12 protein-coding genes are annotated in these 16,490 nt (G+C 58.2%); 7 read left to right on the top strand and 5 right to left on the bottom strand.

The features are described 5' to 3' along the window. Window positions 1-330: 330 nt before the first annotated feature. On the bottom strand, window positions 331-1,185 hold the full coding sequence (locus PKO02S_RS23490; RefSeq protein ID WP_127586768.1) for a MurR/RpiR family transcriptional regulator: 855 nt from the start codon (window positions 1,183-1,185) through the stop codon (window positions 331-333). A 146-nt stretch (window positions 1,186-1,331) separates the two neighbouring features. Between PKO02S_RS23490 and PKO02S_RS23495 the strand changes: the two genes are divergently transcribed. The 4 genes from PKO02S_RS23495 to PKO02S_RS23510 are packed head-to-tail and all read left to right on the top strand — an operon-like array spanning window position 1,332 to window position 4,463. Then, complete coding sequence (locus PKO02S_RS23495; RefSeq protein WP_164821637.1) at window positions 1,332-2,006, top strand: RNA polymerase sigma factor; 675 nt, start codon at window positions 1,332-1,334, stop codon at window positions 2,004-2,006. Beyond that, window positions 2,003-2,590 carry a hypothetical protein gene (locus PKO02S_RS23500; protein ID WP_127586772.1) on the top strand — a complete coding sequence of 196 codons (588 nt, stop codon included), beginning with the start codon at window positions 2,003-2,005 and terminating at the stop codon, window positions 2,588-2,590. Before PKO02S_RS23495 ends, PKO02S_RS23500 begins: the two co-directional genes overlap by 4 nt. After that, a complete protein-coding gene (locus PKO02S_RS23505; protein ID WP_127586774.1) occupies window positions 2,587-3,756 on the top strand; it encodes a hypothetical protein in 1,170 nt (389 codons plus the stop codon). The genes PKO02S_RS23500 and PKO02S_RS23505 overlap by 4 nt, the downstream gene beginning before the upstream one ends. After that, window positions 3,753-4,463: an exosporium protein E gene (locus tag PKO02S_RS23510; protein WP_127586776.1), complete on the top strand. Its 711-nt coding sequence runs from the start codon at window positions 3,753-3,755 to the stop codon at window positions 4,461-4,463. The genes PKO02S_RS23505 and PKO02S_RS23510 overlap by 4 nt, the downstream gene beginning before the upstream one ends. Window positions 4,464-4,559: 96 nt before the next feature. Here PKO02S_RS23510 and hisJ read toward each other — a convergent pair whose 3' ends face one another. Further along, the gene (gene hisJ / locus PKO02S_RS23515; protein WP_127586778.1) at window positions 4,560-5,453 is read right to left on the bottom strand and encodes a histidinol-phosphatase HisJ; all 894 of its coding nucleotides are present in this window, start codon (window positions 5,451-5,453) and stop codon (window positions 4,560-4,562) included. A gap of 108 nt (window positions 5,454-5,561) precedes the next feature. On the opposite strand from hisJ, the gene PKO02S_RS23520 reads away from it, so the two are divergent. Beyond that, complete coding sequence (locus tag PKO02S_RS23520) at window positions 5,562-9,080, top strand: DEAD/DEAH box helicase (RefSeq protein WP_127586780.1); 3,519 nt, start codon at window positions 5,562-5,564, stop codon at window positions 9,078-9,080. Window positions 9,081-9,157: 77 nt separating this feature from the next. Here the strand turns inward: PKO02S_RS23520 and PKO02S_RS23525 are convergent, their stop codons facing one another. Further along, complete coding sequence (locus PKO02S_RS23525) at window positions 9,158-10,501, bottom strand: hemolysin family protein (protein WP_281280456.1); 1,344 nt, start codon at window positions 10,499-10,501, stop codon at window positions 9,158-9,160. 279 nt (window positions 10,502-10,780) lie between these two features. Between PKO02S_RS23525 and PKO02S_RS23530 the strand changes: the two genes are divergently transcribed. After that, window positions 10,781-11,431 carry a sensor domain-containing protein gene (locus PKO02S_RS23530; RefSeq protein WP_164821638.1) on the top strand — a complete coding sequence of 217 codons (651 nt, stop codon included), beginning with the start codon at window positions 10,781-10,783 and terminating at the stop codon, window positions 11,429-11,431. Between the two features lie 149 nt (window positions 11,432-11,580). Here the strand turns inward: PKO02S_RS23530 and PKO02S_RS23535 are convergent, their stop codons facing one another. Beyond that, window positions 11,581-12,675, bottom strand: coding sequence for a Gfo/Idh/MocA family protein (locus PKO02S_RS23535; protein WP_127586784.1), 1,095 nt, complete (start codon window positions 12,673-12,675; stop codon window positions 11,581-11,583). A 627-nt stretch (window positions 12,676-13,302) separates the two neighbouring features. Between PKO02S_RS23535 and PKO02S_RS23540 the strand changes: the two genes are divergently transcribed. Further along, window positions 13,303-14,205: a helix-turn-helix domain-containing protein gene (locus PKO02S_RS23540; protein ID WP_246067254.1), complete on the top strand. Its 903-nt coding sequence runs from the start codon at window positions 13,303-13,305 to the stop codon at window positions 14,203-14,205. A gap of 61 nt (window positions 14,206-14,266) precedes the next feature. On the opposite strand, the gene PKO02S_RS23545 is transcribed toward PKO02S_RS23540, so the two are convergent. Then, entirely contained in the window at window positions 14,267-16,246 is a 1,980-nt protein-coding gene (locus PKO02S_RS23545) for an MGH1-like glycoside hydrolase domain-containing protein (RefSeq protein ID WP_127586788.1), read from the bottom strand. Window positions 16,247-16,490: the final 244 nt, after the last annotated feature.

The following is a 16,490-nucleotide window of genomic DNA, read 5'->3' on the forward strand; positions in this document are numbered from 1 at the left end:
TGGACTAATTCCTCCGCGCTCTAAATTTGGCTTTCGTCTATCCCCTAGTACTCGATCACAGACGAGCCAAATTGTTAGTTTGCCGGACAATTGTCCGGCAAAATTCTGGATGGCGGGCGGGGTGGAAAAAGGTCATCCCTCGGCAATCTTGCCTCTGGATGACCCCTTGTGCTAGCGTCCGCGAGCGGGACTACGGACAAAGTATCACGCCTGGTCTTACAAAGAGCTCATCCAGTAAGTCCAAGAAGCGCTCACAAAAACATCCCGGGTCCCTAACGAGGGATCCGGGATGTTTGCCGAATGGATACTTGTTCGCGTTGCCCGCCGTCGTTAGCCCCGCTTCGTCCGGCTTACGCCTAGGCGCGTGTTCTCGAGCATCGGGATGACTTTGTCCTGCTGCCGGCTCGCGATGGTGATGAACAGGATGTCGACCACGTTCAGCTGCGCGATCCGGGAAGCCATGGCGCCGCTGCGGATGCTTTGCTCCACCGAGCTCGTGAACAGCCGAATGTCGGCCAGCTCCGCGACCGGGTTCGTGCCGAACTTCGTCAGGCTGATGATCGTCGCGCCTTGCTTCTTGGCCTCGGTCAGCGATTGGATAATATCCTCTGTCTGCCCCGAGTAGGAAATGCCGAACGCCACGTCCTGATCGGTCAAATTGACCGCCGACGTCAGCTGCCCGTGAAAATCCGGATAAGCCCGTACCCACCAATTAATGCGGCTAAATTTCTGATAGATGTCCTCGGCGATGACGGCCGAAGCCCCGACACCGTACAGATCGATTTTGCGGGCCTGGATCAGAGCGACCGCCGCCCGTTCGACTTCAACCACCGATAGCACGGATACGGTGTCCTGAATCGATTGCTTGTTATTGTTGCTCACCGCTTGGACAATGGACTCGACTGAGCCGCCCATCTTGATCTCTTCATACGTACCGCTCGAGGCGGTGTTCGATGTCAGGTCCCCCGCTATGCGCAGCTTCAAATCCTGATAGCCCGTCATATTCAGAGATTTGCACAGCCTGATGATTGTCGCCTCCGACACCCCGCTCAGCTCCGCCAGCTTCTGCACGGAAAATTTCACGACGTCCTTAGAGTTGTCCAGAATGTACTCCGCCGCTTTGCGTTCCGACGGCTTCAATTGATCCAGCACCGCTCTAAGCGCTACCAATCCTCCGTTAAGCATCCCTTGCACCACTCTTCTATAATGTCAGTTTTCGGCTTTGGTTGACTCTATTTCCAGATTAAACGATACCGGGGTCAGTGTAAATACAGCCGATGCAAATACTGCCACAGCCCCTAAATGTAACTTTTTCCTGATAGAATATAGAGTTGAGCTCCAGCAATCAGTATGGCCCGTCGCTCCGAAAAAATTTCATCCCGTCCTGCAGGGTTCGAGCGGATGCGATTCGTCTATTAAATAGGAAGGAGGGGGAGGACATCCAAGAGAACGAGGAAGCCATTATCCGGCAAGTGCTGGCCGGTGACAAAGAAGCGTTCCGACTCATCGTCGACGCCTATAAAACGCATGTGCACCAGTTGGTCTATTCCGTGCTGCGGCATGCGAAGGATGCGGAAGAAACGGCGCAGGACGTATTCGTCAAAGTGTACCTCTCCCTCCCGCAATATCGGCAGCAGGGGCTGACGACCTGGATTTCCCGCATAGCCGTCAATAGGGCGATCGACGTGAAACGCCAAAGGGAACGCAGTCGCGACCGCGAGGAACTCTCCGCCGAAATGGAAGCCCATCCCCCGCAGCGGCAACTACCGCCTGTGAATGAGGTCGAAGCCCGGTACATGCAGCTGGAAACGAAACAAACGATCCGCAGGCTGATGGACGAAATGCCCGAAGGCTACCGATCCGTCGTCGACGCTTACTATATCCGAGGCCAGACGTACCACGAGATTGCGGCCGAACAAGGGCTGCAGCTCAAAACGGTGGAATCGAAGCTATACCGCGCCAAACATTGGATCCGTCAGCATTGGAAGGAGGAGGATTTCAGTTGAACTTGAACATGAACGCGAATCATTATGAAGCCAGGCAATGGAGCGATTACTCGCAGGGGCGGCTGCCTTCCGAGCTGACGGAGCAAATGGAGGCGCATTTGTACGTATGCGACATGTGTTTGGCGGTATATACCCGATGCGTGTTAGGTGAAGCAATCGGCACCGATGCCGATGCCGATACCGCTGTCGACACCGAATCTTTATTCGCAGCCGCAGCTGTAGCTCCTCCTCTACCTCCGACCTTCACGGATGAGGTCCTGCTCGCGCTGCCGGCAATGCCAGCACTCCCAGCACTCTCGGCTTCCCAGTCATCTGTCCCAGACAAGCGCCACAGCCGACCCGAACCACGCACCGGCCGCTGGTTCCAGTCCACGTGGTTCCACTTTACGGCGGCGGCCTCGATTACGCTCGTGCTGATGTGGTCGGGCGTCTTCCAACAGCTGCTGATGCAATCGAAGCATTTTTCCGAGGCGTCCGCCTCTACCAAACCGGAATCCGTATCCGAACGCATCATGAACGGAACGTTTTCCTTTTTCGAGAAATTACCTGATTTGCGACATGAGAAAGGAGATTCACCCCAATGAGATTAAAAAGCGCATGGATCGGCCTGCTGCTGTCCCTCGTTCCGGGCCTTGGGCACTTGTACATGGGGCGTCACGTTAGAGCGGCTATATACGGAGTGGGGTCGCTGGTCATCTTCTTTTTGTCGGTATTCGTGGCGCTTGCTACCCATGAGGCTCCGATCGGACTCCTGTTCATTGTGCCTCTGTGGGGGATTAGCGGCATCGACATGCTGATCTTCCTCGTAGCAGGCGGACATCGCCAGCTGCCCATGTATACTGCAAGCGGACCTGTACCGTATCACACCGGACCGGCTCCCGCAGAAGGGGCGGCTCCCTCCTACTACTATCCGCCTCCATCCGATTTGCCAAAAGACGATAGATTCACCACCATCCTGCTGTCGTTCATCCCGGGATTGGGCCATTTCCACCTGGGGCTTATGCAGCGAGGTTTGACGTTTTTGATCGGCTTTTTCGGAATGGGCAGCATGGTTATCTTCGTCTCGATATTGACTCGGATCGATGGGTTTCTCGTCTTCCTGATCGCCCTGCCGATCATCTGGTTCTACAGTATGTTCGACTCGATCCAGTTGTCACATCGTAAGCATCAAGGCGAAGTACTCGTTGACAAGACGGTACTGGAGGATTTCGAGCAATTCCGGGAAACAGGCCGAAAAAGCAAAGTGCTAGCCACCCTGCTCGCCATGTTCCCCGGCGCCGGCCACATGTATCTCGGTCTGCAGCGACGCGGCTTGCAGCTGATGGCGTTTTTCCTGATCTCAATCTATGTGCTCGACACGCTGCGGCTGAGTTTGTTTTTGTTCTTGATCCCGATCATTTGGTTTTTCAGCTTCTTCGACGCCTTGCAGTCCATTTCCCGGTACCAGCGGAATGAGGCGCCGCTTGCGGATATACCGGTCGTCGACTGGCTGATGCATCATCACAAATGGCTCGGGGCCGGCCTGCTGCTCGTCGGCGGCTACCACTTGGCGGACAGCGTGCTGTTCGGGCTGTTCCAGCAAGTGTTCCCGGATTGGCGGGTGCGGTACTATTTTCAGGCGTATTTTCAGGCTTCGCTCGTATCGATCGCGCTGATCGCCATTGGGCTCAAGCTGCTCACCGGCAGCAAACGGCCGGCCAACCGGCTCGAAAGCCGCATCAGCTCCACGAAGGAGGAAGACGGACAATGACAAGACAATGGCGGGTGGGGACGTTCTCGATGGCGTTTTCGCTCATCCTGGTCGGGGTGATCCTGCTGCTGACCGAATGGACGGGGACGCAAGCGACCGAATCGCTTTTGCTGTGGTGGCCGATCGTGTTCGTGCTGCTGGGGCTGGAAATCTTGCTGTACACCTTCCTCCGGCGCGAGCAGGCGGTCATCAAATACGATGTGTTCAGCATTTTGTTCGTCGGGCTGCTCGGTATGGTGTGCCTGGCATTGGTCGGACTGACCTCTACGGGAGTTATGCAGGAAATCCGCTTCGCTGTAGGCGCGGTGGAGTCGACGGTCGATTTGCCGGCAGTGAAGCAGGACATTCCCTCGTCGGTCAACCGGATCGTTGTGCGCAATGAGTCCGGGTATAGCCGCCCTTTGCGGGTGGAGTCGAGCCCGGCCAGGGAGCTGAATCTGTTCGGGCAGTACCGCTTGACGGCTAAAACCGGCATGGATGTGCCGCGGCTGGACCAAACGGACGTGCTCTCCACGCGAACGGTTGACCAGACGTTATATGTCACGCTCAAGCGGCCCCCAGAAAGCCAAAGCTTCGTACAGCGGTACTCCGACATGGCTCTGACCCTCGTGCTGCCTAAGGAGATGCAGGTGGAGTTCAGCGGAGGCTATTATCCGCAGATGGACGAAGCCGCCAAAGGGGCGCAATGGACCGTGGCTCAGCGATAAAAGGTTGAACGCTAAAATAAACATTTCTCATATTGCTATTCCACCCAATCGCAGAAGAGAGACGGCTGCCACACGGCAACCGCCTCTCTTTTCTACCTACACGGCATCCCAACCGAACCCAACCTGCTCCGACTTGTGCGAATCCGACCCGTACACACATTGCACGCCGGCTGCCAATGCATCGCGCACGAGCCAATCCGGCACATACACTTCCCCGCACGTCGCCACCCGCAAGCCGGCCGTGTTGATGTCGAGTCCGACGCCCGACTTTACAAGCAGCGGGAGGATCGCCTCCAGCCGCTCGCGAACTTGCGCTTCGTCGATCGGCGGCAGCGCCTTCTGAAATTTCTTAATGAGGTTAATATGTCCGATCCGCCGCGTGCCCGGCAACGTAGCCGCCAGTGCGATCGCCCGCTCGACATGGTTGAAATACTCGTCCACCACCCGCTCCATCGTCCCGTAATAGGACAGCAGGTTCGTCTCGAAATCCGACGGCTTGTAGTCGATGCAGCGCATGCCGCCCTTCCCCTCCAAGTAGTGGACCGACACGATCACATCCTCCAGCTGAGGCAACCACGGCTCGAGAAAACTACGCGTGAACGCCTCGGCACCGTCCAAATAATCGACTTCCAGTCCGAGCCTCACATCAAGTCGGCCTTCGTACCGCTTTTGATGCTCCGTCACATACTCCATATACGCAGGCAGCTCGCTCAGATCCATCGCCAGCTCCGCCATCAACACCTCGTCGTCGACCCAGGCGGCCGGCAGCGGTGGATGCTCCGTCACGCTATAACGCGTGAACCCTTGCGCCAAGGCGCGATCCAAATACAGCGATAGCTCGTCCGGATGCCCGTGTTTGCAAAACTTCGTATGCGTATGCCCGTCCCATTTTTCAAGAAGTCCTTGTCCTGCCTGCCCTTGTCCTTGTCCTGCTTGTCCTTGTCCTGCTTGTTCTTGCCCCGCTTGCCCTTGCTCCTTCTCCAAACCCATCGCCTGCACCAGCCTTTCTCACAAACTCGTCTGTCCATTATAGCATGTTCCGTTTGTGGTATAATGCCACTATTATAACAGATCTCGGATGGAAGGGAAGAATGGTCAATGAGCGGACTAGTGAGTGTCGATCTCATACGCGACGTTTGCGAAAGTCGAGCTTACGAGAAGGGATATTCCTCCTATGTGAAGGGAGATATCCTCTCCATGGAGGCTCATGGCGACGGGAGCTTCACGGCGATGCTTGACGGCGGAGGAGTAGAATACGAAGTCGCGCTGAGGCTCCCCTATGCCGGTGATTTCGAAGCCGTCTGTTCCTGCATGCCCTCGACCGGCGCTCCGTCCGCTTGCTGCCCGCATATTGCGGCCGTTCTGTTCAAAGTGATGCACTCCAAGCACAACCATACTCAGCCTGGCGCTCCATCCCAGTCCCGACCGGGCCGATTAGCGTCTGCCCGTACATCGACCGCCCGCTCGCAGCCCGACCTGTCCGAGGCGGACAGAAGGCTTTCCCGAAACATTCTGAGCCTGTTCCAGCCTCGCGGGGATGCAGCGCCCAGTTGGACGAGAACCCTTGCCCAGCCCAAAGAACAGCTCCAAGTGGAATTCATACTCAGCGCCAACACCATTAAACCGGATCGGAGCCAACTCCTCCTGGAGATGAAGGCAGGACCGAAGCGTCTATACGTGGTACCTCGAATCCGAGAGTTCTTAACGAATGTGAAGAATCAAGTTTCCTTTCAATGGAGTAAACATTTCGCATATGATTCCCAGGTTCACACTTTCGAAGCGGCGGACCTGACCATGCTGAAGGAGCTGCAGGAAGTCATTCAGGTCGAAACGGCATATAACCATGCTTTTCATGGCTCCTACTATTCCAGCTCCCGGACCTACGGCAACGAGCGTCATCTGTTTCTCCCTCCCGAAGCATGGAGCAAGCTCGGCCCCCTCCTCTGCCGGATGCCTAATGTCAAATTTCAAACAGGCTCTACCGAGTACAAGGGGATTCAGATCGTGGACGACGAGTTTCCGCTAAAAATGGAGCTGAGCAAGCCGACCAGCAGCTACTACCAGCTTGATATTCATGGGATGGATCGCTTGCAATTCATGGAGAACTACGGGTATGTGTTAAAAGAAGGCAGGCTGCTACGCATGAAACCCGCCCATATTCGCAAGCTTATCGACCTGTACAACACGCTAGTCGCTCATAGTTCAGGCCATCGCTCCTACTTGCACCAGGTGCAACCGGTCCACACCATGAGAATCGACGCTGAAGATATAGATCCTTCCATGAGCACGCTGCTGCGCGGCTTCAAGTCGATCGCCCATGTCACCGTTGCGAAATCGATCTCGGACCGCATCGTCGACGCCAAGCTGCAGGCGAAGGTGTACCTGGATCGGGAGGACGACTGCATCTGGGCTCGAGTCGAGTATGTGTACGACGAGGTGCCGTTCGACCCGCTCGCCGAGTCGGCCGTTGGCACCGCAGGCGAAGGCGTCGCGCAGCAAGAGGAGCGCATGCGCGAGGCCGGCGTGAGCCGCATCGTCATGCGCGACGCCGAGCAGGAGCGCCGCGTGCTCGGCGTGCTCGAGGGCGCCGGCTTCCGCCGCGAAGGGCGGCGCCTGCGGCTGCAGGAGGAGGACGAGGTGTACGAGTTCCTCTACCATGTGCTGCCCGTGCTGGAGACGATGGCGGCTGTGTATGCGACCTCCTCCTTCCGCCCGATGATCGAACGGCTGACCACAGCTCCCCGAGTCTCGGTCGAGCTGAACGAGCGGACGCAATGGCTGGAGGTCAAGTTCGATCTGAGCGGCATCGAGGAGTCTTCCATCCGCCATGTGCTGCGCACGGTCGTGGAGAAGAAGCGGTACGCCCGGCTGCCGAACGGCGCCTTCCTGTCGCTGGAGGACGCGGGCTTCAAGGAGCTGGGCCGAGTGCTGGGCGACCTCGGCGTGCGGCACGCCGAGCTGACCGGCGCCCGGATGCAGCTGCCGCTAGCCCGCGGACTCCAGCTGCTCGCTCGAGGCGGCCCTGAAGGCGCAACGGACGCAGGCACTGGCCCGGCTGGCGCTGGCCTGGCTGGCGCCAACCCGGCAGGCGGCGGCACCGGCATGGACACCAACGCCGGCGCCTACGGCGAACTGCAGCCGGCAACGCCGCAGCCGTCCAGCCTCAAGCTCGGCCGAGCGTTCCGCCAGCTGCTGGACAACCTGCGGCACCCGGACCAGCTCGACCACGAGCTGCCGGCGCTGGCGGACGGTCCGGTAAGGGCGTATCAGGCGTTCGGCTTCCAATGGATGAAGACGCTCGCCTACTACCGCTTCGGCGGCATTCTGGCCGACGACATGGGGCTCGGCAAGACGATCCAGAGCATCGCCTACCTGCTCTCCGAGCACGACCGCATTCGCGAGGCCGGCCAGCCCACTCTGATCGTCTGCCCCGCCTCGCTCGTCTACAACTGGCGCAACGAGCTGGCGCGCTTCGCCCCAACGCTGCGGACCGCCGTCGTAGCCGGAGCGAAGCCCGAGCGCAACGCCCTGCTCCAGTCGTTGCACACGACCGACGTCGTCATCACCTCCTATCCGCTCATTCGGCGCGATCTGGAGGATTACGCCCAGGTGACGTTTCACACGCTCATTCTGGACGAGGCGCAGGCGATCAAAAACCACTCGACCCAGACGGCGCAGGCGGTTCGCGCGCTTCAAGCGCAGCAGCGCTTCGCGCTGACCGGCACGCCGATCGAGAACTCGCTCGAGGAGCTGTGGTCGATCTTCGACGCCGTCTTCCCGGAGCTGTTCGGCGGGAAGAATCAATTCCACGAGCTAACGCGCGAGCAGGTCGCCAGGCGGGTACGCCCCTTCATCCTGCGCCGCCTCAAGCGCGACGTGCTGCAGGAGCTGCCCGACAAGATCGAGACGCTGCAGGCGTCCGAGCTGACCGACGAGCAGAAGACGCTGTACATGGCTTTTCTCGCCAAGCTGCGGGAGGAGACGGTTGCCCATCTGAACGACGGCAGCTTCAACAAAAACCGCATCCGCATCCTCGCCGGCCTCACCCGCCTGCGCCAGCTTGTCCTGCATCCCGCGCTGTTCGTCGACGGCTACACCGGCGGCTCCGGCAAGCTCGAGCAGCTGCTCGAGCTGGTCGAAGAAGCGCTCGCCGCAGGGAAGCGGCTGCTGCTCTTCTCTCAGTTCACCGGGATGCTCGGCATCATCCGACACGAGCTCGAGCGGCGCGGCGAGAGCTGCTTCTACTTGGACGGCCAGACACCGGCCGCCGAGCGGGTCGAGCTGTGCCGCCGCTTCAACGAAGGCGAGCAGGACATTTTCCTCCTCTCGCTCAAGGCGGGAGGGACGGGGTTGAACTTGACCGGAGCGGACACGGTCATCCTGTACGACCTGTGGTGGAACCCGGCCGTCGAGCAGCAGGCGGCGGACCGGGCCCACCGGATCGGGCAGCGGAACACGGTGCATGTCATCCGTCTCGTCGCCCAGGGCACGCTAGAGGAGAAGATGTACGAGCTGCAGCGCAAGAAGCTCGATCTCGTCGACACGGTCATCCAGTCGGGCGAGGAGTCGTTTGGCTCACTCACCGAGGAGGACGTGCGGGAGCTGCTCGGGGTATAAATAGAAGAGAGGTTGCCTAGCTACAACAACCGTCCTTCAATAGGACGATTGCTGCCTGGCAACCTCTTTTTCCACGATCAAGACACCTGCTGCCGCTCCCCATGCGCTTCCTCCCCCGGAAGCCGACGAACGAGCAGCCTCGCAATCCGCATATGATCGACTTCCTCGACGATCAGCGCCAGCTCCCCGCAGATGACCCTTTGATTGCGAGTCGGCGGTATTTCAATGCGCGAGTACACCCACCCTCCAATCGTATCGCAGGCTTGCGTTTCCAACTCCGTACCGAACAAATCATTGAATTCCTCGATCAGCAGCATGCCGTCGACGGAATGGGTCGCTTCGTCCTTTCGCTCGATTTTCGGCCGTTCGTCATCGAACTCGTCGTGAATCTCGCCCACGATTTCTTCGAGAATGTCCTCCAGCGTGACCAGCCCCGAGGTGCCGCCGTATTCGTCGATCAACAGCGCGATCGCCGTCCGCCGCTTCTGCATGTGCTTGAGCAGCGAGCTGATCGAGATCGATTCCGGGACGCTCAGAAGCGGCCTCATGATTGGTTTCACGTCATCCAGCCGGTCGTCCGATTTGAGCAAATCCTTTATATGAATAAAACCAATGATGTTATCCTTATCCGGGTCGCATATCGGGTAGCGCGTATGCATTTCGGAAATGGCGATCGCCCGATTCGCCTCGTAAGGGAAATTGGCGTACAGGCACACCATCTCGGTCCGCGGAATCATGATTTCCCTGGCACTGGTTTCGGAAAATTCGAAAATATTATCGACAAGCGCAAGCTCGGTATGATCGATGTAGCCGTTCTTATGGCTTTCTTTCATCAAGATCCGGATTTCCTCTTCCGTATGCACCGATTCATGCCCTTCGTCGGGCTCCATGCCGGATTTGCGCAGCATCCAATTGGACGTGCCGTTCAAGGACCATATAAGCGGATACATCAGCTTGTAAAACACGATTAGAGGAGCGGCCCCCCAGAGGGTCACTTGCTCCGCCTTGCGAATGGCGTAAGTTTTCGGCACCTGCTCTCCGATCGTAATATGAAGCGCGGTAATGACGGTGAACGCGATCAGAAACGAGATCATGTGGATCATCGCCTCTGGCGTCCCTATTCTCGCCAAAGCCGGACCGATCAGTTGATTCACGAATGGCTCGCCGATCCAGCCCAAAGCCAGAGATGCCAATGTAATTCCGAGTTGACAGGCGGACAAGTAAGCGTTCAGATTGTTCACGACGAGTCGCGCAAACTTCGCTCGCATGTTGCCTTCCTGGACGAGCGCATCGATGCGGCTGCCGCGTACCTTGATCATCGCGAACTCCACCGCAACGAAGAAACCGTTCAACAGCACAAGCGTCAGCACCGCCGCCAGCTTCAGCAGCCAAATGCCGGGTTCAGGGTCGGGATCTACCAAAATCCTTCCTACCGCCTCATTAAGGCGGATAGGCGCACCTCCTTGTGTCGGAATCGCCAAGCAAGCTTCTCGCTTCGCCGTATAGGGCGCCGCGTGTTTCCATTGTATGGCGGGCGGCTTGTATTTTATGACAGGGCGGCATGTAAGCGTCACACGCTCGACTTAGGTCCAGGATGTAAGGCGTGCTTCGGACCGTGGTGAGCTTGGTGGAATTCCGGTACCATTAGGATATAAATGAGAGTTGCGACTTTACAAATGGACAAATGGAGGCTGTTTCCCATGATCGCTGTAAAAAAAAGAAATGCGCTCGGCCGCTTCGACGCCGTCCTGGATTTGCTTGGTTTGCTCCTGTTCCGCACCGCCTACTTGATCATCGCCATGCCTCTGGCTATTGTAGGCTTCGTGCTCACCGTTACCCTGCTCGCCGTTGGGGTCGGCTTGATGCCGCTCGGCATCGGATTTTTCATCTACTGGTTCGGCCTGTTCGTCTCCGACGCTATGTATGTAGTCGACAACGCGCTCGTGACGCGTCTCGTCCGTTCCCGCGGCGGCGAGCCGCTGGCCCAGGAAAGGCTGCAGACCATCACCCTGCGCCGGATGTTTGTCGAGAAAAGCTACTACAAGCCGGTGCTGTACCACCTCGTCAAGCTGCCGGTCAGCATCGTGCAATTCGCTTCGACCATCACCTTCGTCATCTGCGGCTTCGCGATGCTGTTCACGCCGCTCGTGTACGTGATCCTCACCCGGCTCGGCATTCCGATGTACGCGGAGGACGATGTAGTCATGCAGGTTGTGTTCCCGAACTGGTCGGGGATGGAAGTGTCCTATCTCGGCAGCGCGCTTGGTGTCGTGTTCCTGGTCATCGGGCTCGCGATCGTGCCCAAGCTGCTGCGGATCGTTTCGGGGTTTTACGGGGAAACAAGGGAATAAGGTTTGCTTTGAGGTGTGAGGAAAGGTCTGGGAATTCCGCGCAAGTGGCGCCGCCCACCTCCATGTAACATCAGCCTCCCTGGCCTCCCGCCTGCTCTGACGTATCGTTATGGTGATCACCTGCATGGCGAAACAGAAAAATCCCGGGCTTATGCCCGGGATTCGCTGCCGCTGCCGAGTGGAACTTGGCGCCAATCCTGCTCCAACCCCAGTCCTCGAAGATCGGCCATCACATGATTCCGCTCCGCGTCGTACATCCGCCAGATGCAGCGCAGTCCCTGCAGGCTGCCCGGCCCGTCGGTCAGCGGCCGCTGGCCGTACTGCACGCAGTCGAGGAAGTGATGGATCTCATGGTGCGTGAACTTGCCGCCCTCTTCGACCTCCATGAGCAGCTCCACTTCACCTTGCTTGATACCGGCCCGCTCTTCATCCAGCTTGTGGTGCAAGTATAGCCGACGCTCCGAGAATACGAGCTCCAGCATGCCCTTGGTGCAATGCACGTGCATGGAAGAGCCCAGACGCGTGCCCCGCGCTCCCCAAGTGCCGAGGTGCATCCCAAGCGCGCCGTTCTCGAACTCCATCGTCATGTTGCTCGTGCCTTCCCGCTCCATCCAAGGCGTGCCGTAGTTCGTGCCCAGATGCGTGCCTCTCACCGGGTTGCCGAGCACCCACAGCAGGATGTCGACATAGTGGCAGCCGTGGCTGAAAAACTGCCCGCCGCCGAGCCGTTTCGAGTCCAGCGCCCAGTGGCCGTCGTAGTAGCGCGTGTACTGCTCGGTGTAGATCGACATTTGGAACACGTCGCCGTACGTTTTGTCGTCGATCAGCTCTTTCATTTTCACCATGAGCGGATGATGGCGAACCGGGTAGGCGATCATAAATACGCGGCCGACTTGCTCGGACAGCTCGATCAGGTCGATGCATTCCTGCTCCGAGTTGCCCATCGGCTTTTCCATCAGCACATGTTTGCCCGCACGCAGACAAGTCATGCCGACCTCATAGTGGAGGTCATGCGGCAGGACGACGAGCACGGCGTCCACATGGTCGAGCAGCTCATGATAGTCCGCCACGGCCAATTGAGCTCCGTAATAAGTCGCCGCCTCCTGCGCCCGCTCCAGCTCGATATCGCATGTCGCCGTCACTTGCATCCGGCCCGCCAGCTCCTCGTATCCTTTCGCATGCGAGGACGCCATGCCGCCGCATCCGATAATGCCCAATCTGATTTTGTCCGTCGTTCTCTCCATCTTGGTTATCCTCCCGGTTGCCCCTTTATGAAGGGCTTGTTGATTACTATAATAAAAGGATAAGCTAGCCTTGTATTTGTCATCCGGGGCGAATGTTTTGCACTTGACGTGAAACCTCCTTCGGAGTAAGTGATCAATTGAAAAATAGGCAAGTGCTGATAACGAGCTCTCAGCACTTGCCTGTCGGTTTACAACAATGACTTTTGATAAGGATGGCGGATCAAAAAAATTTCGATTGAATCTTGGTAGTACCGATAAAACACCTTGTAAGGATCCGACTTGCTCTGCCTAATAAGTGTCATTCTCATATTGACAGGCATTCCTTTAACCGAAACGCTATATATAGTTTGGGTTTAAACTCCTTTCAATTTTTGAAATAATTAATTTTAGGAGAGATAAAAGTAGACCACAAGCAAACTGAAGATTCGTGATACGAATCATTCATCTTTGTCGGAAACAAGTCTTTCCTACTTCAACTGTATCCAGAATCGGCTCCTTGCAACAACCCTAAATAAAACCTCAAAAAACTCCTTGATTTAGACTATATTTGCCGATTATTGTGGTCTAGTATAGCTTAGTCGTTCAAGGAGAAATATGAATGGGAGACGCAGAAAGGTTGTGGCGCGAATGATTATCGATTGGCTGGAACGGTTCGAGCTGCAGGATGAAATTGTCGTGCGGACGATCTTCAGCTTTTCCTATAAAGAATTGAGCAGCTCCTATGCGCATTCCGGGGAGCAGCACGATTTCTGGGAGTTTGTCTACGTGGACAAAGGCGCGGTGGAAATTACGATCGGGCCCCATTGTTATGCGATGAAGCAAGGCGATATTGTGTTCTACAAGCCGAACGAGTTTCACAGCCTGCGCACGAACGAGGTAGCCGCCCCGAACCTGTTCATCGTGAGCTTCGACTGCGACTCGCCGGCGATGCGGTTCTTCGAGAATTTGTCGTTCCCGCTGGACGACGAATGCCGGAGGCTGTTGGCGCATCTCGTAGAGACGGGCTACGAGGTGTTCGATCCGCCGATCGACACGCCGCGCGTCGCCCAGTTGCAGCGCAAAGCGGATGTACCGTTCGGTGGGGAGCAGCTAATCCGGCTGTACACCGAGCTGCTGCTCGTGCAGATGGTGCGCAAGTACGGCGCGCACCGGCTGCCGAGCGGCAAGCTCAGCTCCTTGCCGCAGGAGAACAAGGAGCTGGAGCTCGTCGCCCAAGCCGTCGATCTCCTACGGCAGCGGCTGGCCGAGGATGTGACGCCGGAGCAAGTGTGCGCCGCGCTCTCGGTCAGCAAGACGCAGCTGAAGGCGACGTTCAAGGCACGCACCGGCTTGACGCTGACGGAATACTTGAACAAGCTTCGCCTTGAGGAGGCGAAGGTGCTCATCCGCGAGGAGGCGCTGAGCTTCACGGAGATCGCCGATCGGCTCGGCTACAGCAGCATCCACTACTTCTCGCGGCAGTTCAAGAAAGCGACGGGCATGGCGCCGTCGGAATACGCCCGCTCGGTGCAAGCGCGGCTGTCGCGATAAACAGGCAAGAGCCTGATGCAACGATCATCTCATTGGATGATCCGCATCAGGCTCTTGCTGTTTAGTGCCGGACAAACGCGCGCAGCGCCGAAATCAGCTCGCCGGCTCCCACGTTGGAGGAGACGCCCGGCGTCGCTTTCACCCCGACGTCGCCGCGGGCGATCTCGCCATTGTCCGGGTTCATGCATTCCCAGATGTTCGGATGGCGGAAGGCGAACCGGATGAGCGCCTCGAGCGTCCGCTCCCGCAGGTCGGGATAGTAGCGGCACACCGCCTCGGCGCCCCAGGCGCAAGACTTCGGCCACGCCGGGCCGCGCCAGTACACGTCCGGCTCGTACTCCAGCTCGTCGGGGGCGAAGGTGCGCACGCCGTAGGTGGCGATGAGCTTCTCCACGCCGGGCTTCATCGCCTTCGCGCGCTCCGCGTCGACGAGACCGTACGCCAGGAAGGCGAGGCCGTCGACCGACACACGCGTGTCGAGCGTGCCGTCCGCGCGGCGGGCGCCGTACCAGCCGGCCTCCGCGTCCCACAGGTGGCGGTTCGCCGCCTCCAGGGACAGGTCGGCTGCCTCGCGCCAAGCGGTCGATTCGTTGCGATGGCCGAGCAGGTCGGCGATGTCGGCCATCGTCCGCTCGTAGCGGACGCGCTCCGCTGCGAAGACGGCCGAATACGCGTGCGTTTCGCCGTAGTACGTAATATCCGTGAACTGCGGCGAGACGTCGAGTCCGATGTCGAAGCTTGTCTTGGCCGCCCACAGATGCAGTCTGTCGAGCCCCTCGTCCCGCGTCCGTCCGATGTAGTCGTAGAACCGGACGAACAACGGATACCAAGTGCGCAGTTGCTCCAGGTCTTTCGTCTTCTCGTAGTACGCGTAAGCGACCCAAGGCAGGTGCGGCGTCTGGATGACGCCTTCTCCTTGGCCCCAACGTTCGCCCGGCTCCTTCTCGTCGATATAGATGGCATGGGTCAAATAGCCGTCCTGGCGCATGTTGCGGGTAAACAGGTTGAGAGAGTTGCGCGCATATTCGGCCGGATGGTCCGGATCGAGCAAGGAATTGGAGACGATCGCGCTTGTCCCCCACATCCAGGCGCCCTTGTACACCGGCAGCGCTTCGAGGATCATGAAGCCCCACTCCGGGTGCACATAGTAGTTCTGCTTGATGACCGTCCAGCATTTGTAATACATCCGTTCCGCTTCCTCGCGACCTAAACCGAGCTTCGGCAGCCGCCCGAAAAAGCCGTTCCAAAGCCGTTCCGTCCGTACCTCGGCATCTTCCCCGTAGCTTTCCGCCGCTTCCTTCGCTCCGAGCGTGCTGAAAGCTACCGTGAACCGTCTGGTCTTCCAGTCCTTCGAGCTCTTCACCTTCTCGAAGTGAACGCGGAAGCCGATGACCACATACGAGCCGGTCTCCGCCACCGGTGCTGGGATCGATTCGCCGGCAATCGCCTGGCTGTACGCATCCACGCTCTCGAACAGGCCGACTTCGGCATCCGCCGGGATCGCGATCGAGAGCGACTGCCCGTCCTCCGTGGCAAGCTTCACGAGCTTCACGTTAGCCGTATCGTCCGGTGCTGCGGCCTCCGCAGTTTCCAACCGCAGCGCCCCTTGCCCCTGCACGACGAGATGGAATCGATGGTCCGCCACCTTGTGCAGGTTGCGCTGCTTGAAGTTCAGGCTCCACACGAGACCCTGGTCGGACGGGATGCTGGCCGTCTCCTCCAGATCGATCCCGACGTTCGGGAAGCCGTAGTCGCGGCGCAGCCAGTTCGGGGCGGTCCGCATCCGGCTGGTGTAGAACGAGTTCAACGCCAGCACCGGATTGTTGACGAAATCCCCGCGGACATAGTCGTCCAAGTAAAAGCTGAACGTCGGCTTCTCCTCATACGTGGTCGCGATGCGGGTGTCCAGCCGATAGCCGATCTTGCCGAAATCCATCGGGTAATAAAAAGCCGTCGTCGTCACGTTTTCCTTCAGCAGCACCGCCGTTCTTCTCGGCAGCGACGCGTCGAACTCTGCGATCAAGCTTCTCCAAATGCTCACTTCGAACCCACTCCTGTGCGATCGTTTTGGCTTATCAGCGCTAACGTAGCACACCGTGCGAGCGAGGGTCAACAAAGGAACAGGTATCGTACATGTCGATAAAATGTCTATAAATTGTATGGTTTATTTTGTAAAGGTCGCAACGCACGGGAACGGGCTAGCGATAGCGCAGAGTTTGCATTGCTCTGGGGGGACCACCGTGAGGGCGTCCTTCGTGAAGTCGTGTACCCCACTCAGCCCGCCG

The organism is Paenibacillus koleovorans NBRC 103111, assembly GCF_004000845.1.
Lineage (GTDB): Bacteria > Bacillota > Bacilli > Paenibacillales > NBRC-103111 > Paenibacillus_AA > Paenibacillus_AA koleovorans.